Origin of the sequence: Klebsiella sp. JN_Kp122, from assembly GCF_040062085.1 — a bacterium.
In the GTDB taxonomy this organism is placed as follows: Bacteria; Pseudomonadota; Gammaproteobacteria; order Enterobacterales; family Enterobacteriaceae; genus Klebsiella; species Klebsiella aerogenes.
In genome coordinates this window covers 146418-172559 of record NZ_JBEAHW010000046.1, presented here as the reverse complement: position 1 = coordinate 172559, position 26142 = coordinate 146418, and the positions used below count along the sequence as shown (strand labels likewise).

Annotated in this window: 23 protein-coding genes; 7 read left to right on the top strand and 16 right to left on the bottom strand. The window is 58.0% G+C overall.

The genetic code is table 11. The annotated features are described in order from the left end of the window. Both ABLU78_RS20900 and ebgR read right to left on the bottom strand, forming a co-directional pair. Nucleotides 1-185: hypothetical protein (locus tag ABLU78_RS20900; protein ID WP_348820658.1), on the bottom strand; the 185-nt coding region annotated here is incomplete at its 3' end. A gap of 27 nt (nt 186-212) precedes the next feature. After that, entirely contained in the window at nt 213-1196 is a 984-nt protein-coding gene (ebgR, locus tag ABLU78_RS20895) for a transcriptional regulator EbgR (RefSeq protein ID WP_048229524.1), read from the bottom strand. Nucleotides 1197-1403: 207 nt separating this feature from the next. Here ebgR and ABLU78_RS20890 point away from each other — a divergent pair, with 207 nt between their 5' ends. Beyond that, complete coding sequence (locus ABLU78_RS20890) at nt 1404-1736, top strand: tRNA-binding protein (RefSeq protein ID WP_042897872.1); 333 nt, start codon at nt 1404-1406, stop codon at nt 1734-1736. Between the two features lie 42 nt (nt 1737-1778). On the opposite strand, the gene ygjG is transcribed toward ABLU78_RS20890, so the two are convergent. Both ygjG and ABLU78_RS20880 read right to left on the bottom strand, forming a co-directional pair. Continuing rightward, nucleotides 1779-3158, bottom strand: a complete 1380-nt coding sequence (ygjG, locus tag ABLU78_RS20885; RefSeq protein WP_020077886.1) for a putrescine aminotransferase — start codon at nt 3156-3158, stop codon at nt 1779-1781. A gap of 263 nt (nt 3159-3421) precedes the next feature. Next, nucleotides 3422-3940 carry a PadR family transcriptional regulator gene (locus ABLU78_RS20880; RefSeq protein ID WP_020077887.1) on the bottom strand — a complete coding sequence of 173 codons (519 nt, stop codon included), beginning with the start codon at nt 3938-3940 and terminating at the stop codon, nt 3422-3424. Nucleotides 3941-4169: 229 nt separating this feature from the next. On the opposite strand from ABLU78_RS20880, the gene ABLU78_RS20875 reads away from it, so the two are divergent. Continuing rightward, a complete protein-coding gene (locus tag ABLU78_RS20875) occupies nt 4170-4943 on the top strand; it encodes a siderophore-interacting protein (RefSeq protein WP_015703550.1) in 774 nt (257 codons plus the stop codon). 103 nt (nt 4944-5046) lie between these two features. On the opposite strand, the gene ABLU78_RS20870 is transcribed toward ABLU78_RS20875, so the two are convergent. The 4 genes from ABLU78_RS20870 to dhaK all read right to left on the bottom strand — a co-directional run bounded on the left by ABLU78_RS20870 (nt 5047) and on the right by dhaK (nt 9913). After that, nucleotides 5047-6696: a glycerone kinase gene (locus ABLU78_RS20870; RefSeq protein WP_047053684.1), complete on the bottom strand. Its 1650-nt coding sequence runs from the start codon at nt 6694-6696 to the stop codon at nt 5047-5049. A 74-nt stretch (nt 6697-6770) separates the two neighbouring features. Beyond that, nucleotides 6771-8189, bottom strand: coding sequence for a dihydroxyacetone kinase phosphoryl donor subunit DhaM (dhaM, locus tag ABLU78_RS20865; protein ID WP_048229522.1), 1419 nt, complete (start codon nt 8187-8189; stop codon nt 6771-6773). Nucleotides 8190-8199: 10 nt separating this feature from the next. Then, nucleotides 8200-8832: a dihydroxyacetone kinase subunit DhaL gene (gene dhaL / locus ABLU78_RS20860; protein WP_007372179.1), complete on the bottom strand. Its 633-nt coding sequence runs from the start codon at nt 8830-8832 to the stop codon at nt 8200-8202. Nucleotides 8833-8842: 10 nt separating this feature from the next. Beyond that, nucleotides 8843-9913 (bottom strand): dihydroxyacetone kinase subunit DhaK, encoded by a 1071-nt coding sequence (gene dhaK, locus ABLU78_RS20855; protein ID WP_142966344.1) that lies wholly within the window; start codon nt 9911-9913, stop codon nt 8843-8845. Between the two features lie 556 nt (nt 9914-10469). Between dhaK and ABLU78_RS20850 the strand changes: the two genes are divergently transcribed. Then, entirely contained in the window at nt 10470-11567 is a 1098-nt protein-coding gene (locus ABLU78_RS20850; protein WP_007372182.1) for a glycerol dehydrogenase, read from the top strand. A gap of 113 nt (nt 11568-11680) precedes the next feature. Beyond that, nucleotides 11681-13612 (top strand): dihydroxyacetone kinase operon transcriptional regulator DhaR, encoded by a 1932-nt coding sequence (dhaR, locus tag ABLU78_RS20845; RefSeq protein ID WP_032709199.1) that lies wholly within the window; start codon nt 11681-11683, stop codon nt 13610-13612. A 10-nt stretch (nt 13613-13622) separates the two neighbouring features. On the opposite strand, the gene ABLU78_RS20840 is transcribed toward dhaR, so the two are convergent. Beyond that, nucleotides 13623-14318 carry a helix-turn-helix domain-containing protein gene (locus ABLU78_RS20840; RefSeq protein ID WP_015369605.1) on the bottom strand — a complete coding sequence of 232 codons (696 nt, stop codon included), beginning with the start codon at nt 14316-14318 and terminating at the stop codon, nt 13623-13625. A 516-nt stretch (nt 14319-14834) separates the two neighbouring features. On the opposite strand from ABLU78_RS20840, the gene ABLU78_RS20835 reads away from it, so the two are divergent. The 3 genes from ABLU78_RS20835 to ABLU78_RS20825 all read left to right on the top strand — a co-directional run bounded on the left by ABLU78_RS20835 (nt 14835) and on the right by ABLU78_RS20825 (nt 18889). After that, nucleotides 14835-16523, top strand: a complete 1689-nt coding sequence (locus ABLU78_RS20835) for an arylsulfatase (protein WP_015369607.1) — start codon at nt 14835-14837, stop codon at nt 16521-16523. A gap of 71 nt (nt 16524-16594) precedes the next feature. Continuing rightward, a complete protein-coding gene (locus tag ABLU78_RS20830) occupies nt 16595-17857 on the top strand; it encodes an anaerobic sulfatase maturase (RefSeq protein WP_015369608.1) in 1263 nt (420 codons plus the stop codon). A gap of 36 nt (nt 17858-17893) precedes the next feature. Further along, a complete protein-coding gene (locus ABLU78_RS20825) occupies nt 17894-18889 on the top strand; it encodes an HAD family hydrolase (protein WP_048229519.1) in 996 nt (331 codons plus the stop codon). Between the two features lie 112 nt (nt 18890-19001). Here ABLU78_RS20825 and ABLU78_RS20820 read toward each other — a convergent pair whose 3' ends face one another. From ABLU78_RS20820 to ABLU78_RS20790, 7 genes are read right to left on the bottom strand one after another with little or no spacing between them, the layout of a single operon-like run. Next, complete coding sequence (locus ABLU78_RS20820) at nt 19002-20000, bottom strand: BatD family protein (RefSeq protein WP_048229517.1); 999 nt, start codon at nt 19998-20000, stop codon at nt 19002-19004. Next, on the bottom strand, nt 19997-21520 hold the full coding sequence (locus ABLU78_RS20815; protein WP_048229515.1) for a VWA domain-containing protein: 1524 nt from the start codon (nt 21518-21520) through the stop codon (nt 19997-19999). Before ABLU78_RS20815 ends, ABLU78_RS20820 begins: the two co-directional genes overlap by 4 nt. After that, nucleotides 21517-22494, bottom strand: a complete 978-nt coding sequence (locus ABLU78_RS20810) for a VWA domain-containing protein (RefSeq protein WP_047039143.1) — start codon at nt 22492-22494, stop codon at nt 21517-21519. Before ABLU78_RS20810 ends, ABLU78_RS20815 begins: the two co-directional genes overlap by 4 nt. Beyond that, nucleotides 22487-22927 (bottom strand): DUF4381 family protein, encoded by a 441-nt coding sequence (locus ABLU78_RS20805; protein WP_045359795.1) that lies wholly within the window; start codon nt 22925-22927, stop codon nt 22487-22489. The genes ABLU78_RS20810 and ABLU78_RS20805 overlap by 8 nt, the downstream gene beginning before the upstream one ends. Next, nucleotides 22928-23830: a DUF58 domain-containing protein gene (locus ABLU78_RS20800; protein WP_048229511.1), complete on the bottom strand. Its 903-nt coding sequence runs from the start codon at nt 23828-23830 to the stop codon at nt 22928-22930. Further along, nucleotides 23830-24828, bottom strand: a complete 999-nt coding sequence (locus ABLU78_RS20795) for a MoxR family ATPase (RefSeq protein ID WP_048229509.1) — start codon at nt 24826-24828, stop codon at nt 23830-23832. The genes ABLU78_RS20800 and ABLU78_RS20795 overlap by 1 nt, the downstream gene beginning before the upstream one ends. After that, complete coding sequence (locus ABLU78_RS20790) at nt 24825-26120, bottom strand: anaerobic sulfatase maturase (protein ID WP_048229505.1); 1296 nt, start codon at nt 26118-26120, stop codon at nt 24825-24827. Before ABLU78_RS20790 ends, ABLU78_RS20795 begins: the two co-directional genes overlap by 4 nt. Nucleotides 26121-26142 lie beyond the last annotated feature (22 nt).

The following is a 26142-nucleotide window of genomic DNA, read 5'->3' as shown; positions in this document are numbered from 1 at the left end:
CGCAGCGCCGCCGGGTAACAGGATGCGGGTAGCGGCTTCGCCTTACCCGACCTACAGAATAGCGTTCCGGGCAGGATCGGTAGCCCGGCCAAGCGCAGCGCCGCCGGGTAACAGGATGCGGGTAGCGGCTTCGCCTTATCCGGCCTACAGAATGGCGTTCCGGCCAGGACCGGTATCCAGGCCAAGCGCAGCGCCGCCGGGATGGGGTTGGATTAACGGGTGGTGCCGCGCAGCTTCAACACGCTGGGAACAAAAACGTTAAGCGGCAGGGCGCGGCCATCGCGGGCCTTCTCGATTAGCAGGTTCACCCCCTGGCTGCCCATCATTTCGGAGTGGATCCGCACCGTCGACAGCGGCGGGAAGGTAAAGCGCGCGGTGGGGATATCGTTGACGCTAATCAGCGAAATATCTTCCGGGATCGCCAGCCCGCGTTCGTGGATGGCGCGCAGCACGCCGATGGCGATGGAGTCCGAGGCGACAAACAGCGCCCGCGGAAACTCCGCTTGCGCCAGCATCTGCTTCGCCAGCTCGTAACCGGACGAGCTGGAAAAACCGCCGCGCCAGATATCATCGGCTGAAACCACGCCCTTCAACTGACCGTACTCCACAAACGCCACTTCGCGAATATCGGCCTTGCCGGGCTGGTCCTGGCCGCCGATAAATCCAATGCGCGACGCGCCCTGCTGGATAAAGAAGTCGACCACCTCTTTAGCGATACGTACCAGGTCGATATCCACCGCATCGTACGGGCTGCCGGCTTCGTGGAAATCAATAAAGCAGATATTGTCGGTCAGCGCGCTGGCGGTCTCGCGCAGCTCGCGCGTCGGCTGGCCGATAATCAATACGCCGGTGACCTTTTTCAGCTCGGGCAGGGTGTTATTGAGATAGCAGTTGGTGAGCTCGATGGCGAGTTTTTCGCACTGGGTTTCAATACCGTGGCGAATGGCGAGATAGTAAGGGTCGTTAATTTCCAGCTCTTGCTGGTAGCTGTACAGCGCCAGGATATGATGATGGCCGACGGGTAGGATCTGCGTTTTACGCGCGCTGCTGCTTTTATACTCCAGCTTCTCCGCAATTTCGAGAATGCGATGCTTAGTCTCTTCTTTTACGTTCAGGGTGGGATCGTCGTTTAACACCCGGGAAACCGTCGCCAGCGAAACACCCGCTTCGGTCGCAATGTCTTTTAGCGTTGCCATCTTTTTCCTTTATCGGACGTTGCCCATGTTTGCCCATCTATTGTAAAGCAAGCGTCGCGTCCTGCACCTTATTTCAGTAAAAAACGCCTGCGCGCGAGGGCTGTTTTCCCCGGCGATAGCGTGACAGAAGTAGCATTATTATCAGCATTATGCAGACGAACGGCAAAAACTTGCTATCTTTTAGTAAAAATTTACTGGAGGTGAGAGATGGATACCGTAGCTTACGCTGATTTTGCCAAACTGGAGATGCGCGTCGGCAAGATTGTCGAGGTGAAGCGCCATGACAATGCTGACAAACTGTACATCGCGAGGATTGATGTCGGCGACCGTACGCTGCAGACGGTCACTAGCCTGGTGCCCTACTACAGCGAAGAGGAGCTGCTGGGGAAAACGGTGGTGGTGCTGTGTAATCTGGCGAAAGCCAAAATGCGTGGCGAAACTTCTGAGTGCATGCTGTTATGCGCGGAAACCGAGGATGAAAGCGAAAGCGTGCTGTTGACGCCGGAACGCGTCATGCCGGCGGGCGTGCGGATTGTATAACGTGAAAAGACCCTCTCCCGATGGGAGAGGGTCGGGTGTGAATTATGTCTCTTCGACCGAAATGCGCAGTGCCGCCAGCGCTTTGCGAGCCGCCTTCAGCACCTGCTCGCACTGCTCGAGGGTGAGCGTCAGCGGCGGTTCAACGCGGATCGTCTTGGCGTTGTTTAACGTCCCGGCGACCAGCACCCGCTGTCTGAACATCTCGCTGGCAAAGTTGTAGCCAATCTCGTTATCGACAAACTCAATAGCCATCAACATGCCTTTCCCGCGGACTTCATTCACCAGATCCGGATATTCGCGCGCCAGTTGACGGAAGCCGTCCAGCAACAGATCGCCTTTCTGCTCAGCCTGCGCCGGCAGGTTCTGTGAGAGCAAGACGTTGATCGTCGCCAACGCCGCCGCGCAGGCCAGCGGGTTGCCGCCGAAGGTGGTGGTGTGCAGGAATGGGTTATCGAACAGCACCGAGAAGACCTCTTCCGTCGCTACCGTCGCGCCGATCGGCATTACGCCGCCGCCGAGCGCTTTAGCCAGACACAGAATATCCGGCTGCACGTTTTCATGCTCGCAGGCGAACATCTTGCCGGTGCGGCCCATGCCGGTCTGTACCTCGTCGAGGATCAGCAACGCGCCAAACTCGTCGCACAGTTTACGGACCGCCGGTAGGTAACCCGCCGGCGGCAGGATCACGCCGCCTTCGCCCTGGATAGGCTCAAGGATCACCGCCGCGACGTCATCGCCGGTTTTTTTGCACTCGCTCAGTATGGAACGCATGGCGTTGATATCACCGAACGGCACGTGACGGAAGCCCGGCAGTAGCGGCATAAACGGTTTGCGGAAGGTCGATTTCGCGGTGGCCGACAGCGCGCCCAGCGATTTACCGTGGAACGCGCCGCTGGTAGCGACGAAGGTAAATTTGCCGCGCGGAGACTGATAGGCTTTTGCCAGCTTCAGCGCCGCTTCCACCGATTCCGTGCCGCTGTTGCAGAAGAAACTGTATTTGAGCTTGCCGGGCGTTAAGGCCGCCAGCGTTTTCGCCAGCATCGCCCTTAGCGGGTCCAGCAGCTCCTGGCTGTGAAGCGGTTGTTTCGCGAGTTGATTTTCGACGGCGGATACCACAACTGGATTACGGTGCCCTACATTGAAGATGCCAAACCCACCAAGGCAGTCGATAAACTCCTGTCCCTGGGTGTCGACAAGCGTATTTAACCCTCCCGCTTGCCACTCTACGGCTCCGTAATCCCCGCCGGCTGTGACCGATTTTCTATACTCCAGAAACCCCGGGTTCACATGTTCTTTAAAGTATTCTCTCACCTCCTGGTTCAGTGCTTTCATTTCGTCATGGGAGAGCGATTGCTTCTCAATGAGATTCAGTGCGTGCGCGCTGCAGGCCAGAGCCGATGCGCTGGAAGGTAACCTGTTCAAAATGTGCTCCTGGGGGGGCGTATCACATGATACTGAATTAAGTATTGCAGGGATTACGCCAGCCTGGCAGCGACGATGAAAATCGGGATAAACGCAAAGTTAAGGCGCAATTGTGCGAAATTTAATCTCATAACTTAAATATTGGCACGTTTTATTCCTGAGGCTGCAAGATAAACTGCCGTTGGGGTGTGAAGCGGTATGACGTGGGGTGGTGCAGGCCGCTGCGTGATAGAGCAGCCTGGGAACCATTGTGGTGCGAGAGGTTAATCGAGTTGGGAGATTTCCATCGCCGCGCGGTCAATCACGCCGATGATCTGTTTCAATTGCGCGTCGCTGATGCTCTGCTGGTTGACCTTCAGGTCCAGCACCGCTTTAAAGTTTTCCAGCGCGCGTTTCATCTGCGGATTTTTGCGCAATTCGCAGCCGATCATGCGTTCCTGCAGGCGCGTCTGAATTTGGCTTAACTGCTCGCCGCTTTCGGCGCACAGGCGGCGTCCCTCTTCAGTGATAGCGATTTTTTTACGCCCATTTTCCTCTTCTACGCTAATCAATCCCTGATCCTGCAGCAGGTCGAGCGTCGGGTAGATAACGCCTGGGCTGGGGCTGTAATTGCCTTGCGTCAGCGCCTCAATCTCTTTAATCAGTTCATAGCCGTGGCTGGCGTTGCGCGAAAGGATATCGAGGATCACCAGGCGCAATTCGCCGTGGCCAAAGAAACGCTGGCGGCGTCCGCCGCCGCGACGGCCCTGTTCGCCGTGGCCCTCTTCATGATGATGTCGCATCAGTTCTCCTGCATATTTTTGATATATCTAATTTATATCTAAATAGTAAAAAAAGACAATGTATAATTTATAATTGGTTGATATTAATTGATTTATTGTTGTTTTTAGCTTTGATGAAGCTTTCCTGTAATTTATATCAAAAAAAACTTGCCATTTTTATTAATGGCAATCATTATCATTTACACTGAGTTTAGATATATCTATTTACCCTTCACCAAGGCGATGACGGATGACAATAATCAAACAAACTAAATACCCGCAGCGCGTGCGTAACGAACTACGTTTTCGCGAATTAACCGTGCTGCGCATTGAGCGTATCGGCCAGGCGTTCCAGCGGATCGTGCTGGGGGGCGAGGCGCTGGATGGCTTTGTTTCACAAGGTTTTGACGACCACACCAAACTGTTTTTCCCGCAGGCGGGCAGCGTATTCACGCCGCCGGAAGTGACCGACGAAGGCATTAACTGGGGCGAGGGCGTGCGCCCGGCGACCCGCGACTACACGCCGCTGTACGATGCCGAACGCCACGAGCTGGCTTACGATTTTTATATCCACGATGGCGGTATTGCCAGCCGCTGGGCGCTGGAAGCGCAAGTGGGTGATACGCTGGTGATCGGCGGGCCGCGCGGCTCGCTGGTGGTGCCGGAAGATTACGCCTGGCAGCTTTATGTCTGTGACGAGTCGGGCATGCCGGCGCTGCGCCGTCGCCTGCTGGGATTACGTCAGCTGCCGGTGACGCCGCAGGTGACGGCCATCGTCACCGTCGCGGATGCTTCGTATAAAGATTATCTGGCGGATCTCGACGGCTTTAATATCGAATGGGTGGTAGGCCACAACCCGGCGTTCGTCGCCGAGCGGCTGGCGCAGGTTAAGGTACCGTCAGAAGATTATTTTATCTGGCTGACCGGAGAAGGCGGCGTGGTGAAATCGCTGCTGGCGCGCTTTGAGGAGCCGAGTATCGATCAGCAACTGGTGCGTTCGCAGGCGTACTGGCATAGCAAATAATAGATAGAACGGTAAACCCGGATGGCGGCGCGTTGCGCCTTCTCCGGGCTACCTTTCAATGGTGTTATGTCGCCCCGGTAAGCGCAGCGCCACCGGGTGAGGCTTAGCGTTCCGCCAGCGCCTTAAACACCATCGCCACCGCGTGGGCGCCGGGGTCCATATTGCCGAGCAGGCTCTCGCTGTTGAGATAGGAGGCGCGTCCGGCGCCGGCTTTGCTCGACTGGCAGGTGCGATCCGCGCCGGCCTGCGCCGCGACAAAAGCGGCCTGCAGATTATCCGGTTCGGCCAGCAGCGCCGCCAGCGCCGGCTGTAGAGCGTCAATCATTGTCCGGTCGCCCTCATCGGCGCCGCCGTAAAATTTCATCTGCCCCAGACCGGCGTTCAGCGCTTCCGCCATGCTGGCGCCTTGCTCCAGCTTCTGCCCGGCGGCGGTGAAGAAAATCGACATCAATACGCCGCTGGAGCCGCCCATCACTACCGTCAGGCGTTCGCCAATTAGCGCGAACAGCGTGGGTAAGTCATTTAACGGCAGTTGCTGGCGTTGCAATAGAGCGGCAATCTCACGCGCGCCGGCGGCGAAAGTGGAGCCGGTATCGCCGTCGCCCACTTTGGCGTCAAGCGCGTTGAGATGGGGTTCGAGGCCGGAGAGCGTGCTGGTCACCTGCGCCACGAAATCGCCAACCTGCGGGTTGGCCGATGGCGTAAAGGCGACGCGTGCGCTGGCGAGCGCGGACGGCATGATATTAACAGCCCTCGGCTGCACCGGCTTCTGCCAACTGGCGGTTTCGACATCCGACAGCAGCGCCTTTTCGATGCTCTCTTCCAGCACGATAGTGGTCAGCGAGAAGCCTTTCATATCCAGCGCCGTTACCAGCGAAGCCGGGCCAATCAACCAGTCAATGCGTGCATGGAGTGGGGTATTGGCCAGCTCGCGGGTCAGAATCGCCATCTCGGCCACCGACACGCCGCCGAGATTATTGAGCATCACCGCCAGGCGGCCGGTTTCAGGTAGGGCGGCGGTCAGCTTCTCTACCATAATCTGCATGATTTCCGCGCTGTTATGGGTCGCGATCGTCGAGGCTCCCGGTTCGCCGTGGATGCCCATCCCCAGCTCGGCGTGGCCGGGCTGATGGCGCGGCGCGCTTTCCGCTTCCTGCGGCAGGTGACAGCTGGCCAGCGCCACCCCGATGCTGGCGGTATGGTTGGCGGCGTATTGCGCTTCACGCAGGACGGTGGCGAGGTTGAAGCCGCGCTCGGCGAAATAGCCCGCTACCTTATGCACCAGAATAGTCCCGGCGATGCCGCGCGGCTGTTTATTATCCGGCAGCGAAATATCGTCGCCGACGATCAGCATCTCTACGTTATAGCCAAGACGGCGCGCTTTCTCCGCCGCGAGGCCGAAGTTAAGCCGATCGCCGGTGTAGTTTTTGACGATCAGCAGACAGCCCGCCTCGCCGGTCACCGCCTGAATCGCGGTGAGTACCGCATCGACGCTCGGCGAGGCGAACAGATCGCCGCAGACCGCAGCGGTCAGCATGCCTTTACCAATAAAGCCGACGTGCGCCGGTTCATGGCCGGAGCCGCCGCCGGAAATCACCGCCACGTTGTTTTTATTCAGATCGCGGCGTACCACTACACGGATCGCCGGGTCGCTCTCCAGGCGGGCGAGGTTGTTCCACGGGCTGGCAATAATGGTTCCCTCGATCACGTCGTTAACGAGGCTGGCGCGCTGGTTAAAAAAGAATTGAGACATAGTGGTTCCTGATCAGTAAGCGAAAACTTACCCTCCGGAGGCGGGCCTCCGGAGTGGTAACGGTCAAAGTGGATTTAGCGACGAATAAGACGTTGCTGACGCATATCGAGCGTGATGGCTTCGCCAGGCTGAATATCATTCAGCGCTTCGCCCTGCTGGCATAGCCAGGCGATCCCCGCCGCGCGGGCGATAATCGCGCCGTGGGCCTGTTCGCTGCCGTCGCGCAGGCACAGGCCGGTGACCTGGCTGGCATCCAGTTGGAGTACGGTCGAGGGATAAATATTGTCGGCGATAATAATCGTCGGCTCACTGGCGAATGGCAGCGTCTCCTTTATACCCTGCAGATGGCGCAGCGTGCGCTGCAGAATATCGTCGACATCGATATAACGGGCCTGCAGATAGGCGTCATCCAGCTGACGATACTGCTGGCTGAGCTCCATCAGCACCTGATGCCACGCCCATTCCGCCGAGCACTGTTCGGTGAGCAGGCGATCGTTGGCGGCATCAAACAGATCTTCATCGTCGAGCAAGGTGTGATGACCGGCGAAGATCGCCGCGATATCGGCGTTAAATTTGTGTTCCGCCAGCTCGGTGAGCGCATTGAGATCGGCCAGCGTCTGGTCGATCGCCTGGCGCAGGCGCTGCTGCTCGCGAGCCACGTCGGCGGCGGCGGGGAGCGCCGGTTGGATCGGCGCCAGCGGATAAAGCAGCGCCGCGCCTTCAACACGCGCAGGTATGGCGGGTTCCACTGTCGGCTGCGCCTCCGGCGACTCGCCGAAGTTATCGGCGGCCAGCGCCTGAAACGCCGCCAGCGCGGCATCGGCGTCCGGACCGCGGGCCAGCAGGCGCAGCTTATCGTGGCGGCGCACCTGTAGCAGAGCGATTTGATTCAGACTGTCCGGGGTGACGCATTTGCCGTTTTTCTCCAGCACCAGGTCGGCGTTAAAACCCGCCAGCGCGGCGACCAGCTTCGATGCCGGACGCACGTGCAGGCCGTTGTGATTGTTAATAATGACTGAAACCGATTTAGCGTCGCCGTCGTCAGCAAGCGTTGGGGCGGCGGCGTCAGGCGTGTGCGAAGGTAAACCCAGCTGAACCCGCTTGGCTTCCAGGGCGTTCATGGCATCGGCGATAACCTTGTCGATCCCGGCGCCGGAGGCGGCGCTGACGGTGGCCGCCAGCGTCCCTTCGACCAGCGGCGCGGCGCACAGCCGCACCTTTGCCGCAATCGCCGGATCGAGCAGATCGAGGGCGGTTTCGGCGCTGAGCAGGGCGCTGCCGATATCCATCATCACCAGTACATGGTCGGTGTCGGCGACGGATTCGATCGCCTCCATGACTTTAATCGGATCGGTGCCGATCGGGCTGTCGGGATCGTCGATCCCGGCGGCGATCGCCAGCTTACAGCCATCGTTCATTAACATCTGCCGGGCCAGTTCTCCGACACCTTCGCCCAGCCGGGCGCTATGAGAAACAATAACCAGGTTTACCATCGCGATTTCCTTACTCTTTGGCGGCGGCAGCCAGCATCTGAACCATAAACAGCACCGAGGTAGCGCCGGGATCCTGATGCCCGATGCTGCGCTCGCCGAGATAGCTGGCGCGGCCTTTACGCGCCTGCATGGTGATGGTGGCGTGGGCGGCGCGCTCGGCCACTTCGCAGGCGGCATCCAGCGCGGCGGGGATAGACAAATGCTGCTCGCTGGAATGACGCAGGGATTCCACTACCGGCAGCCAGACGTCGCACATCGTCTTATCGCCCGGCTCCGCTTTACCGCGGTTGACGACGCCGTCCGCGCCTTCGCGGATCATCTGATAAAGCTCGTCGAGGGTCAGGCTCTGATGCGCCTGGGTGACCTGGGCGGCGCGGATAAAGAAGGTGCCGAACAGCGGGCCGCTGGCGCCGCCGACGTTGGAAAGCAGCGTCATCCCGGTATTCTTGAGAATAAAACCGATGTCTTTATCGGCGATCGACGGCAGCTTTTCGACGACTTTGCTGAAGCCGCGATGCATATTGAGGCCGTGGTCGGCGTCGCCGATCTCTTTATCAAGGCCGGTGAGAAAATCGCTCTGTTTGGTGAAAATGTCGCCGCAGCGGTACAGCCAGTCGACGATTTGCGTTCTGTTCAGTGACATGTCGTGCTCCTTATTTTCCCCAGTTCAGCGCCGGGGTATGGACCGGGGCGTCCCATAACGCCAGCGTGTCATCATCCGCTTTCAGCAGGGTGATGGAGAAACCCGCCATATCCAGCGAGGTGCAGTAGCTGCCGATGAGGTTGCGTTCAATCACAATGCCGGACGTTTCGCAGCGCTGGGCGAGGCGGTTATAAACGCCGTACAGTTCGGAAAGCGGCGTGGCGCCGAGGTTATTGACCAGCGCGATAACCCGATCGCCGTTTTGCAGCGCGGTTTTGCTCTGTTTCACTTCCAGCCACGCTCCCTTGACGTTATCCCACTGGCGCAGCGTGCGGCTGTATGCGCCGTTTTCCAGCAGGGTATCGAACATCTCATCGACGGTTTGGTCGAGCGAGCTGAAGCGGCGGCGGTCGATACCCGGCTCGCCATGGATGCCGACGCCGAACTCCATCTCATCATCTTTCAGGGTAAAGGAGGGCTGTCCGGCGGCCGGTACGGTGCAGGCGCCAAGCGCGATGCCAATCGAGTGACCAAGGTTATTTAAACGGCGGCCCAGTTCAGCGCAGGCTTCCAGCGAGTCGCCGCGTTCGGCGGCGGCGCCGACCAGTTTTTCAATCAGCACGGTATTGGCGACGCCGCGGCGTCCGGCGGTGTAGAGGCTGTCTTTTACCGCCACGTCGTCATCCACCACGACGGTGGTGACCTTAACGCCGCTTTCGTGCAGCAGCTCGGTGGCGGTCTCAAAATTCAGGATGTCGCCGGTATAGTTTTTGATAATCAGCAGGACGCCTTCGCCGCCGTCAATCTGCATCGCGCATTCGAACATTTTGTCCGGCGTCGGCGAGGTGAAAATTTCCCCCGGACAGGCGCCGGAGAGCATGCCCTGGCCGATGTAGCCGCAGTGCATCGGTTCGTGTCCGCTGCCGCCGCCGGAGAGCAGCGCCACTTTGCCGGCGACCGGCGCATCGGCGCGGGTGACATAGACCGGGTCCTGGTGCAGCGTCAGTTCAGGATGCGCCTTCGCCAGGCCGATAAGCTGTTCACTCAGTACATCTTCCACACGGTTAATCAGTTTTTTCATTGTTTATGCTCCGTAGGGTAGGGGGAGGTCGCCTGTCTATAAGGGTAGCCCGGCGATGTAGTGATTCTGGCTGAGCGGGCGCAAAATAAAATGCCGTCAAAATGGGTTCCATAACGGAACGTAGAAAAGAGTTTTTGTTCCTTTATGGAACATTAATTGCCGATAAACAGGAGAAATGCGAGCCAGCGCTAATAATTTGTCCGTTTTTTTCTGCTATCAGAAATGGGGCAAGGATGATTTTTTTCGACATTGTGCCGCATTGAGGCGATTTTCTGCGTTAAAGAAGGGAAACGATAGCGGCTTTTTTGCCAAAATGAGCCGATCGCGATCGCAATCCCATCGCTTTCTCAGTCACATTGTTTCAATGTGAAACGCATTATTTTTTTATCCGTTTCAGAACAGAACAAAAAAGGGAAAAATTTTTTTCGCCGCGGCTCGCCCTACAGTGGATGCATCGCTCCGGCAGCGTGGCTGTAAGCGCCATTGATATCAGGCGCCGCGGCATGACGGCCTGGGCTCACGTGTCAACATACGCACTTATTTGAGGGTGAAAGGAATGCTAAAAGTTATTCAATCTCCAGCCAAATATCTCCAGGGACCTGATGCCGCCATGCTGTTTGGCGAATACGCTAAAAACCTGGCCGACAGCTTTTTTGTTATCGCCGATGACTTCGTGATGAAGCTGGCGGGCGACAAAGTATTGAACGGCCTGCATAGCCATAATATTAGCTGCCATGCGGAACGGTTTAACGGCGAGTGCAGCCATGCGGAAATCAACCGCCTGATCGCCATTCTTAAGCAGCACGGCTGCCGCGGCGTGGTGGGTATCGGCGGTGGGAAAACCCTCGATACCGCGAAGGCGATCGGCTATTACCAGAAGCTGCCGGTGGTGGTGATCCCGACAATTGCTTCAACCGATGCGCCGACCAGCGCGCTGTCGGTTATCTACACCGAGGCGGGCGAGTTTGAAGAGTATCTGATCTACCCGAAAAACCCGGATATGGTGGTGATGGACACGGCGATTATCGCCAAAGCGCCGGTACGTTTGCTGGTGGCCGGGATGGGCGATGCGCTCTCCACCTGGTTTGAAGCCAAGGCCTGCTTCGATGCGCGAGCCACCAGCATGGCGGGCGGGCAGTCCACGGCGGCGGCCTTGAGCCTGGCGCGCCTGTGCTATGATACGCTGCTGGCGGAAGGCGAAAAAGCACGCCTGGCGGCTCAGGCTGGAGTGGTGACCGATGCGCTGGAGCGTATTGTCGAAGCCAACACCTATCTGAGCGGTATCGGTTTTGAGAGCAGCGGCCTGGCCGGCGCGCACGCGATTCACAACGGTTTCACCATCCTTGAAGAGTGCCACCATCTGTATCACGGCGAAAAAGTCGCTTTCGGCACCCTGGCGCAGCTGGTACTGCAAAATAGCCCGCTGGAAGAGATCGAAACCGTGATGGGCTTCTGTGAAAAAGTCGGCCTGCCGATCACCCTTGCCCAGATGGGCGTGAAAGAGGGTATCGAAAGCAAAATCCACGCGGTGGCGAAAGCCACCTGCGCGGAAGGCGAAACCATCCACAATATGCCGTTCCCGGTCACCGCGGATAGCGTCTACGCCGCCATCCTTACCGCGGACCTGCTTGGGCAGCAGTGGCTGGCGCGTTAAGTCTTTCACAAGGTTCTATGCCGCGGCGCATTGCGGCATCAACTCCTCCCTCCGGCAGCCGCTGCCGGAGGGTTTTGTCGTTTTAACTGTGTTAACTCCAGCGGAAAAGGGATATGACAGCTCAGACTCAGGGTGCGGAAAATGAAGTTTCAGCCGTTATCAGCCAGTCGTGGCATCGCTGCAGCAAATTTATGCAGCGTGAAACCTGGCAGGCGCCGCATCAGGCGCAGGGGCTGACCTTTGAATCGATCTGCCGTCGCAAAACCGCGCTGCTGACCATCGGCCAGGCGGCGCTGGAAGATGCGTGGGAGTTTATGGCCAACCGTTCCTGCGCGCTGTTCATCCTTGATGAGTCGGCCTGTATTCTGAGCCGCTGTGGCAATCCGCAGACCCTGGAACAGCTGGCGGAACTGGGATTTCGCGACGGCAGCTACTGCGCGGAGAGCATTATCGGCACCTGCGCGCTGTCGCTGGCTTCGATGCTCGGACAGCCGGTCAACACCGCGGGCGACGAGCACTTTAAGCAGGCGCTGCGGCGCTGGTCGTTCAGTTCGACGCCGGTGTTCGATAACCATGGCCGCCTGTTTGGATCGATTTCGCTATGCTGCCTGCGCGAAGAGTGGGCCCCGGCGGATCTGTCGCTGACCTTGGCCATCGCCCGCGAAGTGGGTAACTCGCTGCTTACCGACAGCCTGCTGGCGGAATCTAACCGCCACCTTAATCAAATGTACGGCCTGCTGGAAAGTATGGACGACGGGGTGATGGCGTGGAACGAGCAGGGAGTGCTGCAGTTTCTCAACGTGCAGGCGGCCACGCTGCTGCATCTCGATACCCAGGCCAGCCAGGGGCGGAATATCAATGAGCTGTTGACCCTGCCGGCGTTGCTGCGCCGTGCGATTAAACAGGCCCGCGGCCTTAATCATGTGGAAGTGACCTTCGAGAGCCAGCATCAGTTTATTGACGCGGTGATCACCCTGAAGCCTATCGTGGAAGAGCAGGGCAATAGCTTCATTTTACTGCTCCACCCGGTGGAGCAGATGCGTCAATTAATGACCAGCCAATTGGGCAAAGTGAGCCATACCTTCGAACAGATGTCGGCGGATGACCCGGAAACCCGCAGGCTGATCCACTTTGGCCGCCAGGCGGCGCGCGGCGCTTTCCCGGTGCTGCTGTGCGGCGAGGAAGGGGTGGGTAAAGAATTACTGAGCCAGGCGATCCATAACGAAAGCGAGCGGGCGCCGGGCCCATATATTTCGGTTAACTGCCAGCTGTACGCCGACAGCGTACTGGGCCAGGATTTTATGGGCAGCGCGCCAACCGACGATGAAAATGGCCGCCTCAGCCGCCTTGAGCTGGCCAACGGCGGCACGCTGTTCCTGGAAAAAATAGAGTATCTGGCCCCCGAGCTGCAGTCAGCGCTGCTGCAGGTGATAAAACAGGGCGTGCTGACGCGTCTTGATGCCCGGCGGCTGATTCCGGTGGATGTGAAAGTGATCGCCACCACCACCGTCGACCTCGCCAACCTGGTGGAGCAGAACCGCTTTAGCCGCCAGCTGTACTATGCGCTACATTCGTTTGAGATAGTCATTCCGCCGCTGCGGGCGCGACGCGGCAGTATTCCTTCGCTGGTGCATAGCCGTCTGCGTCGGCTGGAGAAACGCTTTTCATCGCGGCTGAAGGTCGATGACGACGCGCTGGCCCAACTGACCGCCTATTCGTGGCCGGGCAACGATTTTGAGCTTAATAGCATTATTGAGAATATCGCGATGAGCAGCGATAACGGGCATATTCGCTTAAGCAATCTCCCCGAACATCTCTTCTCTACCCGGCCGGGCAGCGAAACGGCCTCATCGCTACTGCCGTCGAGCCTCTCCTTCAGCGCCATCGAGAAAGAGGCGATTATCCAGGCGGCGCGAGTGACTAACGGCCGGGTACAGGAGATGTCGCAGTTGCTGAATATTGGCCGTACCACGCTGTGGCGCAAGATGAAGCAGTACGATATCGACGCCGGGCAGTTTAAGCGCCGGGGGCAGGATAAGAGTTAAGCCGACGGCGTTAATATTTTTCCGGCAGCTCGTTGACAATATCGACGAGCTCGCCGTTTTTCATCGTGATATAGCCGCCGTTTTTCAGATCGGAAAGTACCTGAAACAGATAGCTACGCGACATTTTTGTGCGTCGCAGGATAAAGTTCGCCAGGCTCGGGTCGTGTAATACACCCTCATTTTTCTGCTTGAGATAGCGATAAATCATGGAGCGAATGACAAAATAGCGGGTGCCAATAGCTCTTTCGTCATGCGCATCGAGCAAAAACGCCAGCGTGATGGCCATCATGTTCATCAGGAAGGTGAATTTATCGGGCTGAGTAAAATGTTTCTCAAAGTATTCGAGATTACAGCTGAACACTTTGACATTTTTTTTGGCGGTATAGTGCAGCTGAATACCCGGGCCATAACTTTCGACAATACCAAAAAACATTCCTTTGATGCCTTTGCCGACCTGAAACAACTTTTTCGCCTGGGTTTTCGCTTTTCCTGGGGCGAGAATAAAGTTGTGCTCCTGCATCTCAACGGCAATAACGCCCTCAAGAACAATAATAATCTCGCCTGTACTCAGGGTGAAAGACGTATCATCGGCAATCTGGCGTATATTACTGCTATGACTTAATGAGTCTATCGCCTTTATATTCTTTGAAATCATCTTATTATATTCATCGATGATGTGGGAATAGGGCGTTTGAATACGACTCATCTTCTCTCCGGGCTTAACTCTACCGCTTTATTACTCTTTGCTATTTTGCAGTGGCGATACTTTATATTTTAATGGCGCGAAATTACGCCTGATACAAAATATCTAAATTTAAATGCTGGCGCCAGATAGCAGGCGACACTTTTAGAGTCCGTTAACGGACTGATCTATCGCTCTTTTTAAAACACTCACTTAGACTGTTTTAGTGGGTAGTTGGGCTTCTTTTTTTAGTAACTAAGAATCCACTTAAATATTGAATGATAATATTGCTTTTGCGGCGGGTTTCTTTAGCGAAACGGTGATAGTGATTCGCTTTGCATTAATTAAAAAATAAAACCAGAACCTGTGGATTTTTATTGCTTTCTCTACTTCACTTAAGCGGAATCGCCTCAGTAGCGACAACAACATTTGCCGATGTCGCTCATCTCATATTGAGACTTATCTAATCTGACAATGCCTGCCTGATATTAGCCAAATCGTAAGTTAAATCAGGCGCATGCTGAGCAATGAGGTTTGAAGATGAATAAAAAATACAAGGGTATCGGCGTGCTGGCTTTTGCCGCCGGTTCGTTATTACCCGGCGCGACGGCCAATGCCGCCGATCAAAATGCGGCTGGCCCCAGCGATGGTGCGGCAAAAAAGCCCAATATTATCCTGATCGTCTCTGACGATACCGGCTATGGCGACCTCGGCGTCTACGGCGGCGGCGAAGGCCGCGGTATGCCGACGCCAAACCTCGACAGAATGGCCGATGAGGGGATGACCTTTTTCGACTTCTACGGCCAGCCGAGCAGTACGCCGGGCCGCGCGGCGATGCAGACCGGGCGCATTCCCAACCGCAGCGGTATGACCACCGTGGCTTTCCAGGGGCAGGGCGGCGGTTTACCGAAAGAAGAGTGGACGCTGGCCTCGGTACTGAAAACCGGCGGCTATAAAACCTTCTTTACCGGTAAGTGGCACCTCGGCGAAGCCGATTACGCGTTACCTAATGCTCAGGGCTACGACGAAATGAAATACGTCGGCCTCTACCACCTGAACGCCTATACCTATGCCGACCCGACCTGGTTCCCGGATATGGATCCGCAACTGCGTGAAATGTTTACCCGTGTCACCCGCGGCGCGCTCTCCGGCAAGGCGGGCGAAGCGCCGAAGGAAGAGTTCAAAATTAACGGCCAGTATGTGAATACCCCGGTCGTTGATGGCAAAGAGGGCGTGGTCGGGATCCCATTCTTCGACCGCTACGTCGAGAAGGCCTCGCTGGACTATCTCGAAGCAAACGCAAAATCTTCCGAACCGTTCTTCATGAGCATCAACTTTATGAAGAACCACCAGCCGAACATGCCGGATCCGGATTACGTCGGCAAGTCGATGTCGAAGAGCAAATACGCCGACTCGATGGTGGAAATGGATGCCCGCGTAGGCCATATCATGGATAAGCTGCGCGAGTTGGGGATCGATAAAAACACCTTGGTAGTGTGGACCACCGATAACGGCGCCTGGCAGGACGTCTATCCGGATGCCGGCTATACGCCATTCCGCGGCACCAAAGGCACCGACCGCGAGGGCGGCAGCCGCGTTCCGGCTATCGCCTGGTGGCCGGGCAAGATTAAAGAGCACAGCCGTAACCACGATATCGTTGGCGGCCTCGATCTGATGGCGACCTTTGCTTCGGTGGCCGGGATTAAATTACCCACCAAAGATCGTGCCGGGCAGCCGATTATCTTCGATAGCTACGATATTTCACCGGTACTGTTTGGCACCGGTAAAGATCCGCGTACCTCCTGGTTCTACTTCACTGAAAATGAGTTGACCCCGGGGGCGGCGCGCGTCGGTCACTATAAGGCGGTGTTTAACCTGCGCGGCGATAACGGCGCGAAAACCGGCGGCCTGGCGGTGGATTCCAACCTCGGCTGGAAAGGGCCGGAGTCGTATGTCGCAACGGTGCCGCAGATTTTCGACCTCTGGCAGGATCCGCAGGAACGCTACGATATCTTTATGAACAACTATACCGAGCATACCTGGACGCTGGTGACCTTCAATGAAGCCATCACTAAGTTGATGAAAACCTACGTCGAGTATCCGCCGCGTAAGCCGCAGAGCGAAGCCTACAGTGGGCCGATTACCCTGTCGCAGTATCAACGCTTTAGTAATATCCGCGAGCAGTTACAAAAAGAAGGGTTCCAGTTGGCGATGCCGACCGGTAATTAAAATGACGTTGGCCCGGGCGAGATGTCCGGGCCTTTTGCTGTTGTGAGCATTCTAGAGATAGGTTCTGGTCGATGAAAAAAAGCACCACCATTCCATTAACGCCATTACAGAACCAGGGGCGCTATCTGCCCGCCTATAAACGCCGCTATCACATGATGGCGAAACCCAGCGGCTCCACCTGCAACCTGGACTGTCAATACTGTTTTTATCTGCATAAAGAGCAGCTTTTACATCAGCCGCACGACAAAGGAATGAGCGACGAGGTACTGGAGAATTTCATTCGTCAGTACATCCAAAGCCAGGACGGCGAAGAGATTATTTTCTCCTGGCAGGGCGGCGAGCCAACCCTGATGGGACTGGAGTTTTTCGAAAAGGTCGTTGAGCTGCAAAAGAAATATCAGCCGAAGCACCAGCGCATTGAGAACGATCTGCAGACCAATGGCGTGCTGATTAATGATAAGTGGGCCGCCTTCTTGAAGGCGCATAACTTCCTGGTCGGGGTATCGATCGATGGCCCGCGCGAGATCCACGATCGCTTCCGCGTGACGCGCAGCGGCAAGCCGACCTTCGATAAGGTTATGGAAGGGATCGCGGCACTGAAGCGCCACGGCGTGCCGTTCAACGCGCTGGCAGTCGTTAACCGGGTGAATGCCCGTTTCCCGCGCGAGGTATATCGTTTTCTTACCCGTGAACTCGGCGCCACCTATATCCAGTTTACGCCCTGCGTAGAGGCCGCCGAGTTTAAAACCACCGCGCCGCAGTTCTGGCGCGAAGAGACGATCCCCATCACCGGCAGCCGCCGGGCGAAACCGGGGGATCTGGATTCTATCGTCACCGACTGGTCGGTGGATCCGGACGATTGGGGACATTTTCTGACCGAAGCTTTTGATGAGTGGGTGACCTGTGATCTGGGCCGCGTGCAGGTAAATTTGTTCGAAACCGCCGTGGTACAGACTATGGGGCTTCCATCCCAGTTATGCATCACCGCGCCGTTTTGCGGCAAGGCGCTGGCGATTGAGAAAAACGGCGACGTCTACTCCTGCGATCACTACGTCTACCCGGAATATAAGCTTGGCAATATTAAGGCGCATAAGCTGGCGCATATGGTCTTTTCCGAGCGGCAGAAAGTGTTTGGCATGGGCAAGAAAGAGACGCTGCCCGCCTACTGCAAAAGCTGCCCGCATCTGAATTTATGCTGGGGCGAATGCCCGAAAAACCGCATCGTGCGCGCCCCGGACGGCGAAGAAGGGCTCAATTATTTGTGTCCTGGCTTTCGCCATTTTTACGCGACGGTTAAACCGACGCTTGAGAAGATTGCCGCCATGCTGAAGTAGGTCTGGTTTTTGGCGGTGGAATAAGAAGGAAAAACAATGAAAAAAACAGTACTGCTCAGCATGCTGCTATTGAGCTTCACCAGCGCGGCAGCCACCGATATGCTGCCGGCATGGAAAGATACCCCTGCTAAACAGGCGATTGAGCAATGGGTGCAGGGGGCGACGCGTGAAGGCGGGGCGGACTTTATTCCGCTGGATAAGCGCTACGTGGTTTTTGATAATGACGGCACCCTGTGGCCGGAAGCGCCGCTGACTTTCCAACTACGGTTCGCGGTGGATGAAGTGAAACGGCTGGCGCCCGAACATCCGGAGTGGAAAAAGGATCCGCTGGTGGCGGCGGTACTGAACAACGATTTGAAAACGGTAGCGGCGGGCGGCGAAAAAGGGTTGCTCAAGCTGCTGGCGTTAACCCATAGCGGCATGACCACCGAAGAGTTTAGTCAGCGGGTCAGCGCATGGTTTGACAGCCATCAGGATAAACGTACCGGCTGTCGCTACGACCAGTTGGGATATCAGCCGATGCGCCAACTGCTGGATTATCTGCGCGCCAATGGTTTTAAAACGTGGATCGTTTCAGGCGGCGGGATTGATTTTATGCGGGTGGTTTCGGAAAAAATGTACGGTATCCCGCCGGAGCAGGTTATCGGTTCGTTCGCGCTCAGCGAGTTTAGTCTGACGGACGATGGCACCGAGCTTCGCAAGACGATGAAAGGCGCATTTAATGATGATGCCGCGGCCAAGCCGGTGGCGATCCACCTGTTTATGGGGCAGCGCCCGGTTGCGGCTTTCGGCAACAGCGATGGCGATCTGGCGATGCTGCAGTACACCGCCGCCAACCCAAACTATAAAACCTTCGAGCTGCTGGTACACCATACCGATGCGGCGCGGGAGTATGCCTACGACAGCCATCCTTCCGCCAGCGGCAAGCTGGTGAAAGGATTGACCGAGGCGAAACAGAAGGGCTGGACGGTTGTCGATATGCAGCAGGACTGGAAGACGGTATACGACCCGGCGCAGTGTCAGGCGAAATAAAAAACGCCGCCGGGCAATGGCGGTGAGTTCGGAACCGTATTTTTGCCGGATGGCGGCTGCGCCTTATCCGGCCTACGAATCGTATCCGGTCAACCGCCGGGAAGTGCTTTGCCTAAGGGGCCAGCGGTGGTAACGGCTGCGGCTGCCAGAAACGCCGCCAGCGTCGGCTAATGCCGAGAAGCGTTCGATAACACCAGCGGCGGCCAAACCATCCGCCTCCGACCGCGGCAGCGGCAATCACTATCCACATCAGGCTCTGCCAGGTGACCATTCCCGTGGTACCGCGCAGCGCTTGCTCCGCGCCGCCCTGTCGCGCCGCGGCGACGTTCAACGTTTCTCCCGCCAGCTTCGCCGTTTGCCATTGATGATTAACGGTATCCCACCAGCGCAAGCTAATCGGTGGTAGCGTCAGCGTGCCGCTATGGCTGGGCAGATAACGCAGCCGCTCCACCCGATGAGCGCCGATGACATCGCCGCGCTCGCTTTTTAATGCCTCACTGACCGGCGCCAGACGCTGGCTTTCGCTACCGCTAATGGCGTACAGCAGCGGTGGAATTTGCCCCGGTAGCGCATCCTGCGCCTCGACGCTCACGATACGGTCAACGACATCACCAACCCGCAGCGTGGCGTCTTTCCCCGCGTGGTACTGTTGAATTTGCTGGCTGAGCGTCAGCTGGCTGGCCGGTAAAAAATGGTCCGCCTGAGTGGTATTGGCCGGCCAGTTTACCGGGCGTTCCAGCGCCGGAAGATGTACCGTGACCGGAGCCTGATTGGCGGAGGTCGCGGTAATGTCGATCGCCGGCAGGCGTAGCACGCCCTGCTGCCAGGCGCTGACCTGACGTTCAAGGCGAATGCCGCTCCAGACGATCCCGTTCTTCTTGCGCGTCACCAGCTGTGAAGGCAACGCGGTATTCAGGAGTTCGCCGTTTTTGACGGCAAACTCGGGCCACTGCGGCGGCGGGTTAAACCAGCTATCGGTCCACCAGGTGATCGCCACCCGAACCGGCTGGCCGGGGACGATCTGCGCCGGCGCTTCCAGTTCACGGGTGATATCCATCGCCGCATGCGCCGGAAGCGTGGCAACCAGCAGAAAAAGTAGCGCTTTGTTCATGGTACGGTATCTCCTGAGCCGTTGCGATACAGGCTTTTCAGTAGCCCGGTAGGCGAAACATCCAGCGCATCAAACCATTGATTAACCTGCGGACTCTCCCCGGCAATAGCGCCGATTTGCTGCTGATCGATGCCCTGGTTTTTCTGCAGGTCGTGGACCAGCTTATCCGGGCCGTCGTCCATCGCATCGCCCTGCGCCTGTTGGCGCTCGCGCTCTTGCTGGCGAATGCCCATCACAATCTGCGAGATTTTATCGCGATTTTGCAGCACCATGGGCCAGTCAGGATGTAGGTAGAGGGCGCGATCGTAGCTGTCGAGCGCCTGCTGCCACTGCTTTTGCTGAGCATAGCTGTTGCCCAGCCACAGCAAGGTTTCCGCGGTTGGCGGCGCGGCGCGAAACGCGCTGGCGGCGGCAGGATAGTCGCCCGCCCGATACCAGGCGATACCTTGCCATAACGGATCGCGATAATGCCCGGCGGCAGCGGCGTAGTCGCCGCGGCGAAAGGCGTGCTGCCCCTGAATATCGGGGCGAACCCAGGCATCGAGCCAGGCGGCATCGCTGTGCGGCGACCACAGCAGCGCGGGAAATAGTAGCGCTACCATCAGTAACTGGCGTCGCCAGAACAGCAGCAGGAACAGCATCGGCGCGATCAGCAGGTAGCCGCTGTTTTTCCAGTGCAGATCCTCGCGGGCGTTATTTTGCTGAGTCACCGATTGTTGAATGTGGCTGGCGATGATCGGCAGATCGTCGCCATCATCGCTGGCCAGCGTCACCGGGATCCCGGCGTCGCGCAACTGGCGGAAACGATCGACGTTCAGCCGGGTATCGATGCCGAGGCTGGCATACTTATCCGACAGCGTTCCACCCGCGGCGGTGCCGGGTACCCAAATTTGCAGCGGTAGATGTTGTCCTTTCAGCCAGGCGACATCGGCAGGCGACAGGGTATCGGCAACGAGGATTAGGCTACGCGGGCTGTCTTTGTCTGTAGGCAGATTTTTTAACGCCAGTGCGACGGCCTGCGGCAGGGCGGAACCGCTACCTTCCGGCAGCAAAGAGGGCGACTGAGCGTTGAGAAATAGCTGATAAAACTGCGGATCCTGCGTTAACGGCGTGGTGAGAAAGGCCTGGCTACTGTAGACCACCAGACCGAAATGCGAACCGGGCTGCCGTTGCATCAGCGCGGCGATTTTATGCTGCATGCGCTGATGACGCGAGGGGGGAAGATCCTGGGCATACATCGCCAGATCCTGCTGCAGAATCACCATCACGTTGCTTTGCGGCGTCAGCGCCGCCGGGAGTTCGCGCTGCCAGCTTGGGCCCGCCAGTGCGATGACACCGAGCGCCAGTAGCCACGGCAGCAGCCGGGTTAACCTGCGACGGCGTTGAATAATCAGCGCGCGAAAAGGTTTATCCATTAGCGTTGACCAGGCGGAAGCGCCGTAGCCAGGAAGCCAGGCCACCAGCAGACACAGCAGCAGCGCGGTTAAGCGCCACGGATAGAGGAAGTGAAAATCGCTCATGCCATTTTCTCCCTGAGGACACGGCCGCAGGCGGCCAGCAGTAGCAATAGCAGCGCGACGGCGAGCGGCCACGGATAGAGCGCCTGATGCCAGGACCAGCCGAGGCTTTTGACCTGCGCCGGAGTGAGGGCGTCGATTTGTTGCCAGACGCTATCCAGCGCGCTGCCGGAATGCGCGGCGGTCCAGCTCTGGCCGCCGGTGGTTTTCGCGATGCGCTGCAGTAGCGGCAAATCGACTTTGTCTTTGCTGGTATCGCTGAGGTCGCCGAAGGCGATGGTATGAACCCGGACATGGTGGTCGGCAGCAAGCTTTGCCGCCAGTTCAGGCGACAGCTGCGAAGCGGTATCATTGCCGTCGGTGAGTAAAATCGCCAGCTTATCGGCCTGCTTATCGGGGCCATTATCCAGCACCTTAACCGCCACGCCCAGCGCATCGCCGATAGCGGTTTGCTGGCCAATCATGCCCGGCGCTAGCTGATTGATGCGCGTTTGCAGCGCCTGTTTATCTTCGCTTATCGGGGCGAAGGGCCAGGCTTTGCTGGCGAAGATGACCATGCCGATGCGGTCGGATTGACGGGCGGCGACAAACTTGCGCACCGATTGCTGTACCGCCTGCAGGCGCGTATTACCGCCCTGGACGTCATTTTTCGCCATTGACCCGGAGACATCGAGGATCAGCACGATGTCGCGCATCGGCCTGGTAATATATTGTGGCGGCGTCAGGTATTCCGGCCGCGCCAGCGCGCAAACCAGCAGCGACCAGATAAGCCAGAACAGTACGGCGCTGGCCCCACTTCCGCGTTTTGGCCGGGTATCGAGCTGTAGCGCGTCAATGAGCGAGGGTAAAAACGGTACCCGCACGCGCTCGTCGGTGGTTTTTGCCGGTAGCGGGAGAAAACGAGTGAGCAGCGGCAGCGCCAGCAGTAGCGCGGCCCAGGGCCAGGCGAAATCAATGTGGGCGAGCCATTCAGACATGTGGAAGCTCCTTTAGCCACTGCGCCAGCTGAGCGCGAAGCCGCGCCGTCTGCTGGTCGTTCAGGGCGTTGTCGGCCCGGCAGTAGCGGGCGATGAGCTGGTCGCGCAGGTCAGCATCCAGCGTCAACGACGCCAGCACGGCTTCCGGCGCCAGCGTTTGGCTAACCGTCTGGCGCGGCTGGTGGACCAGCTGCACCCGTTTAATCAGCTGCATCCAGCTATCGACGGTATGCGGATGATTGAGCGCCAGCAGCGCTTCTCGTCGCCAGCGGTTGCGCCGCCAGCGGGCGTAGCGAATAAGCAGGAACAGCGCCGCCAGACCTACGGCAATCGCGAGCAGAATCAGCCAGCCGATTGGTAGCGGAAACCAGCTGGGGGCGGGGGGCAGCGCGGGCGTTAGTAGCTCCGGCACCGCATAGCCTTTCTCAAACATTTAAAGCCCTTTTTGTAACTGGCGCAGCAGGTCCTGAGTTACCGTCAGATGATTGACCCGAATACCCAACTGGTTGAGTTGCTGCTGCTGACGCGCCAGCCGACCGATGATGTGTTGACGAATATCGGCGCTGAGCGCGGAGGTGAGGGTGACGCTGGCGCTGCGCCCGCCGTAGCAGGCGGCCAGCGTGCCGGAGCGCGGCAGGCGAAGGTGTAAGTCGTCGAACAGCACAAATGCGCTGACCTCGCAGCGACGGCGCAGATGCGCCAGCATGGCCTTCGCTTGGGCGTCGAGATCGTGAAAATCGCTGAGGATAGCGACCCAGGCGCCGCGCGGAATCGTGCTGACCGCGCGCTGTAGCGCCTGCGAAAGCGTCTGCGTACGCTCCGGCTCGAGAGGATATTGCTGCGCCAGTAGCTGGTTGTAATGCGTCAGATCATCCAGCAGCGCGGGTAGAGTGCTACGCGGGGCGCGGCAGGGGTGTAGCGCCAACGTGGTATCGTTAAATACCAGGCTGCCGAGGCGATCGCCATCGTGATGGCTACGCCAGGCCAGCAGCGCGGCGGTTTTGGCCGCCGCGCTGGCTTTAGTTTGCCCGCGGGTGGCGAAATGCATATCTAATCGTTGGTCGACCAGCAAAAAGACCGGGCGCTCGCGCTCTTCATTGTACTGGCGCACCCACGGCGTACGTAGACGGGCGGTCGTCTGCCAGTCGATCATGCGTATGTCGTCGCCGGGTTGATAACGACGCAGGCTGTCGAAGTTGAGCCCACGGCCCTGCTGGCGGGAGGCGCGTTCGCCGGATAACGCCCCCGGCGGGATCTGTCCCGGTGGGTTAACCATCAACCGCGCATGCGGCGCGAGGTCGAGCAGCATCTGGCGATTCACGCAGAGTTCGTTCATTAGATCACCACGGCGTTCAGCAGCATGGTAATCACATCGTCGGCGCTACAACCATCGGCGCTGGCCTGATAGCTCAGCATCAAGCGGTGGCGCATCACCGCCGGCGCGATAAAACGTACGTCTTCCGGGCGAACCGCGTCACGTCCCACGAGCCAGGCCTGCGCGCGGGCGCAGCGCTCTAGCGCTAAGGTGCCTCGCGGGCTCAGGCCGTAAGCCAGATAGCTGGCTAACTGCTCGCTGATATGCTGCGGCTGGCGGGTGGCGTTGACCAGTTCGACTATCCAGGTTTCGATAATCGGCGCGACGTGGATGGCGCTAATTTCCCGCCAGCAGGAGGCAATTTCATGTTGGCTGAACCGCAGTGATTCCGCTTCTGGCGCGGGGGCGGTTTTTGCCGCTACGCCATATTTCGCCTGTTGCTCGGCGCGAACCAGCTGCATCACCTGCCGCTCATGCTCTTTTGATGGATAGTCGACCTGTACTTTCATCAGAAAGCGGTCGAGCTGGGCTTCCGGTAGCGGCCAGGTGCCTTCCTGGTCGACGGGGTTCTGCGTCGCCAGCACCATAAACACGCCCGGCAGCGGCCAGCTTTTGCCCGCCACGGTAACGTGGCGCTCTTCCATCGCCTCCAGCAGCGCCGACTGCACGCGGGCCGAGGCGCGGTTGATTTCGTCCGCCAGAATCACGTTGCCGAAAACCGGTCCCGGGCGAAAACGAAACTGCTCCTCTTCGCGGCTGGCATTTTGCTGATAAATCTCGCTGCCGGTGATATCCGAGGGCAGCAGATCCGGAGTGAACTGGATACGGCGAAACTCGCCGAGGATATGTCGCGCCAGCTCGCGGACGGCGCGGGTCTTCGCCAGCCCCGGCAGCCCTTCGAGCAGGATATGCCCATCGCAGAGCAGGGCGATAAGCAGCATGCGAACGACGTTTTCCTGGCCGAGCACCTGCGCATTCATGCGCTGCTCCAGCTGTAGCATTTTCTCGCGAAGATTCATCGGCTAACTCCTTTAAAATCGCGTTTCACCAGGGTGACGATGCCCGCCAGAATCGGCTCGGCATAGTTGAAAAAGGCTTTAATGCCCGGGCAGAGATAGTTCAAACCGGCTTCGCCGTCGGTGGTGAGCACCAGACGGTTTTTCGGGCACTCGCCGTGGCAAAGCTTCAGGTAAGGGCACTGCTTGCACTGCTGGGGCAGCGTGTCGCATTTACCCATACCGAAAGCCTGCTGACGTTCGGAGAAAGCCATTCGCGCCAGGCTGTTATCGGCGATATTGCCGATTTGATACTCCGGATAGACGTAGTGGTCGCAGGAGAAAACATCGCCGTTTTTCTCAACCGCGAGCCCTTTGCCGCAAAACTCCGCGGTGGTGCAAATTTGCGCCGGCATGCCCATCATCTGGGCGACGGCGGTTTCGAACAGATTGACCTGGACGCGGCCAAGGTCGTTGTTCACCCACTCTTCGAAGGTGGCGATCAGGAAGCGTCCCCAGTCGTCCGGGTCGACCGACCAGTCGGTGACGATGGAGTCTAAATCGCCGGGGCGCGCGCGGCGGCTGCCGACGGTGGGGATAGTGTCATCACGCCAGAAATGGGGCGCGGTCTGGGTAAAGTCCACCGGTTCGACGCAGGGGTTAAACTGCACGTAGGTCGCCCCCAGTTCGCGGGTAACAAAGCGGTAAACCTCTAATGGGAAACGGGCGTTGGTACGGTTGATGGTCACCAGCGCATTGAATGGAACGCTGTGGCGTTTCAGGGCGTCGACGCCGGCCATCACTTTATCAAATGTCGGTTTGCCGCTGCGGGTGATGCGATAGCGGTCGTGCAACTCTCGCGGGCCGTCAATCGACAGGCCGACAAGGAATTGATTCGCTTTGAGGAATTCAGCCCAGGCATCGTTAATCAGGATACCGTTGGTTTGCAGATCGTTTTCGATCCGCTGGCCGGGCTTTTTATATTGCTGCTGGAATTTCACCACTTTGTGGAAAAACTCCAGTCCCATCAGGGTCGGTTCGCCGCCCTGCCAGGAGAAGACCACCTGTTCGCCATCCTGACCATCGATGTACTGGCGGATAAAGTTTTCCAGCGTTTCATCGCTCATATAGCTGCGCTTTTCCTGCTGGAGTAAGTGTTCTTTGTGCAGGTAAAAGCAGTAGCTACAATCGAGATTACAGGCGGAGCCGGTGGGTTTCGCCATCACATGAAAGCGACGTTGGTAGGCGGGGCCGTTACCCGCGTACTTTTCTGCCGAAGGTAATGCGTTAACAGGCACGGTGGTGCTGTGTTTCATAAATAACTCCCGGATTAGTCAG

What these genes read in the sequence shown, in the direction of transcription:
- ebgR (WP_048229524.1), bottom strand. Translation starts at nt 1,196, where the DNA reads ATGGCAACGCTAAAAGACATTGCGACCGAAGCGGGTGTTTCGCTGGCG.
- ABLU78_RS20890 (WP_042897872.1), top strand. Translation starts at nt 1,404, where the DNA reads ATGGATACCGTAGCTTACGCTGATTTTGCCAAACTGGAGATGCGCGTC.
- ABLU78_RS20880 (WP_020077887.1), bottom strand. Translation starts at nt 3,940, where the DNA reads ATGCGACATCATCATGAAGAGGGCCACGGCGAACAGGGCCGTCGCGGC.
- ABLU78_RS20875 (WP_015703550.1), top strand. Translation starts at nt 4,170, where the DNA reads ATGACAATAATCAAACAAACTAAATACCCGCAGCGCGTGCGTAACGAA.
- ABLU78_RS20870 (WP_047053684.1), bottom strand. Translation starts at nt 6,696, where the DNA reads ATGTCTCAATTCTTTTTTAACCAGCGCGCCAGCCTCGTTAACGACGTG.
- dhaM (WP_048229522.1), bottom strand. Translation starts at nt 8,189, where the DNA reads ATGGTAAACCTGGTTATTGTTTCTCATAGCGCCCGGCTGGGCGAAGGT.
- dhaL (WP_007372179.1), bottom strand. Translation starts at nt 8,832, where the DNA reads ATGTCACTGAACAGAACGCAAATCGTCGACTGGCTGTACCGCTGCGGC.
- dhaK (WP_142966344.1), bottom strand. Translation starts at nt 9,913, where the DNA reads ATGAAAAAACTGATTAACCGTGTGGAAGATGTACTGAGTGAACAGCTT.
- ABLU78_RS20850 (WP_007372182.1), top strand. Translation starts at nt 10,470, where the DNA reads ATGCTAAAAGTTATTCAATCTCCAGCCAAATATCTCCAGGGACCTGAT.
- dhaR (WP_032709199.1), top strand. Translation starts at nt 11,681, where the DNA reads ATGACAGCTCAGACTCAGGGTGCGGAAAATGAAGTTTCAGCCGTTATC.
- ABLU78_RS20840 (WP_015369605.1), bottom strand. Translation starts at nt 14,318, where the DNA reads ATGAGTCGTATTCAAACGCCCTATTCCCACATCATCGATGAATATAAT.
- ABLU78_RS20835 (WP_015369607.1), top strand. Translation starts at nt 14,835, where the DNA reads ATGAATAAAAAATACAAGGGTATCGGCGTGCTGGCTTTTGCCGCCGGT.
- ABLU78_RS20830 (WP_015369608.1), top strand. Translation starts at nt 16,595, where the DNA reads ATGAAAAAAAGCACCACCATTCCATTAACGCCATTACAGAACCAGGGG.
- ABLU78_RS20825 (WP_048229519.1), top strand. Translation starts at nt 17,894, where the DNA reads ATGAAAAAAACAGTACTGCTCAGCATGCTGCTATTGAGCTTCACCAGC.
- ABLU78_RS20820 (WP_048229517.1), bottom strand. Translation starts at nt 20,000, where the DNA reads ATGAACAAAGCGCTACTTTTTCTGCTGGTTGCCACGCTTCCGGCGCAT.
- ABLU78_RS20815 (WP_048229515.1), bottom strand. Translation starts at nt 21,520, where the DNA reads ATGAGCGATTTTCACTTCCTCTATCCGTGGCGCTTAACCGCGCTGCTG.
- ABLU78_RS20810 (WP_047039143.1), bottom strand. Translation starts at nt 22,494, where the DNA reads ATGTCTGAATGGCTCGCCCACATTGATTTCGCCTGGCCCTGGGCCGCG.
- ABLU78_RS20805 (WP_045359795.1), bottom strand. Translation starts at nt 22,927, where the DNA reads ATGTTTGAGAAAGGCTATGCGGTGCCGGAGCTACTAACGCCCGCGCTG.
- ABLU78_RS20800 (WP_048229511.1), bottom strand. Translation starts at nt 23,830, where the DNA reads ATGAACGAACTCTGCGTGAATCGCCAGATGCTGCTCGACCTCGCGCCG.
- ABLU78_RS20795 (WP_048229509.1), bottom strand. Translation starts at nt 24,828, where the DNA reads ATGAATCTTCGCGAGAAAATGCTACAGCTGGAGCAGCGCATGAATGCG.
- ABLU78_RS20790 (WP_048229505.1), bottom strand. Translation starts at nt 26,120, where the DNA reads ATGAAACACAGCACCACCGTGCCTGTTAACGCATTACCTTCGGCAGAA.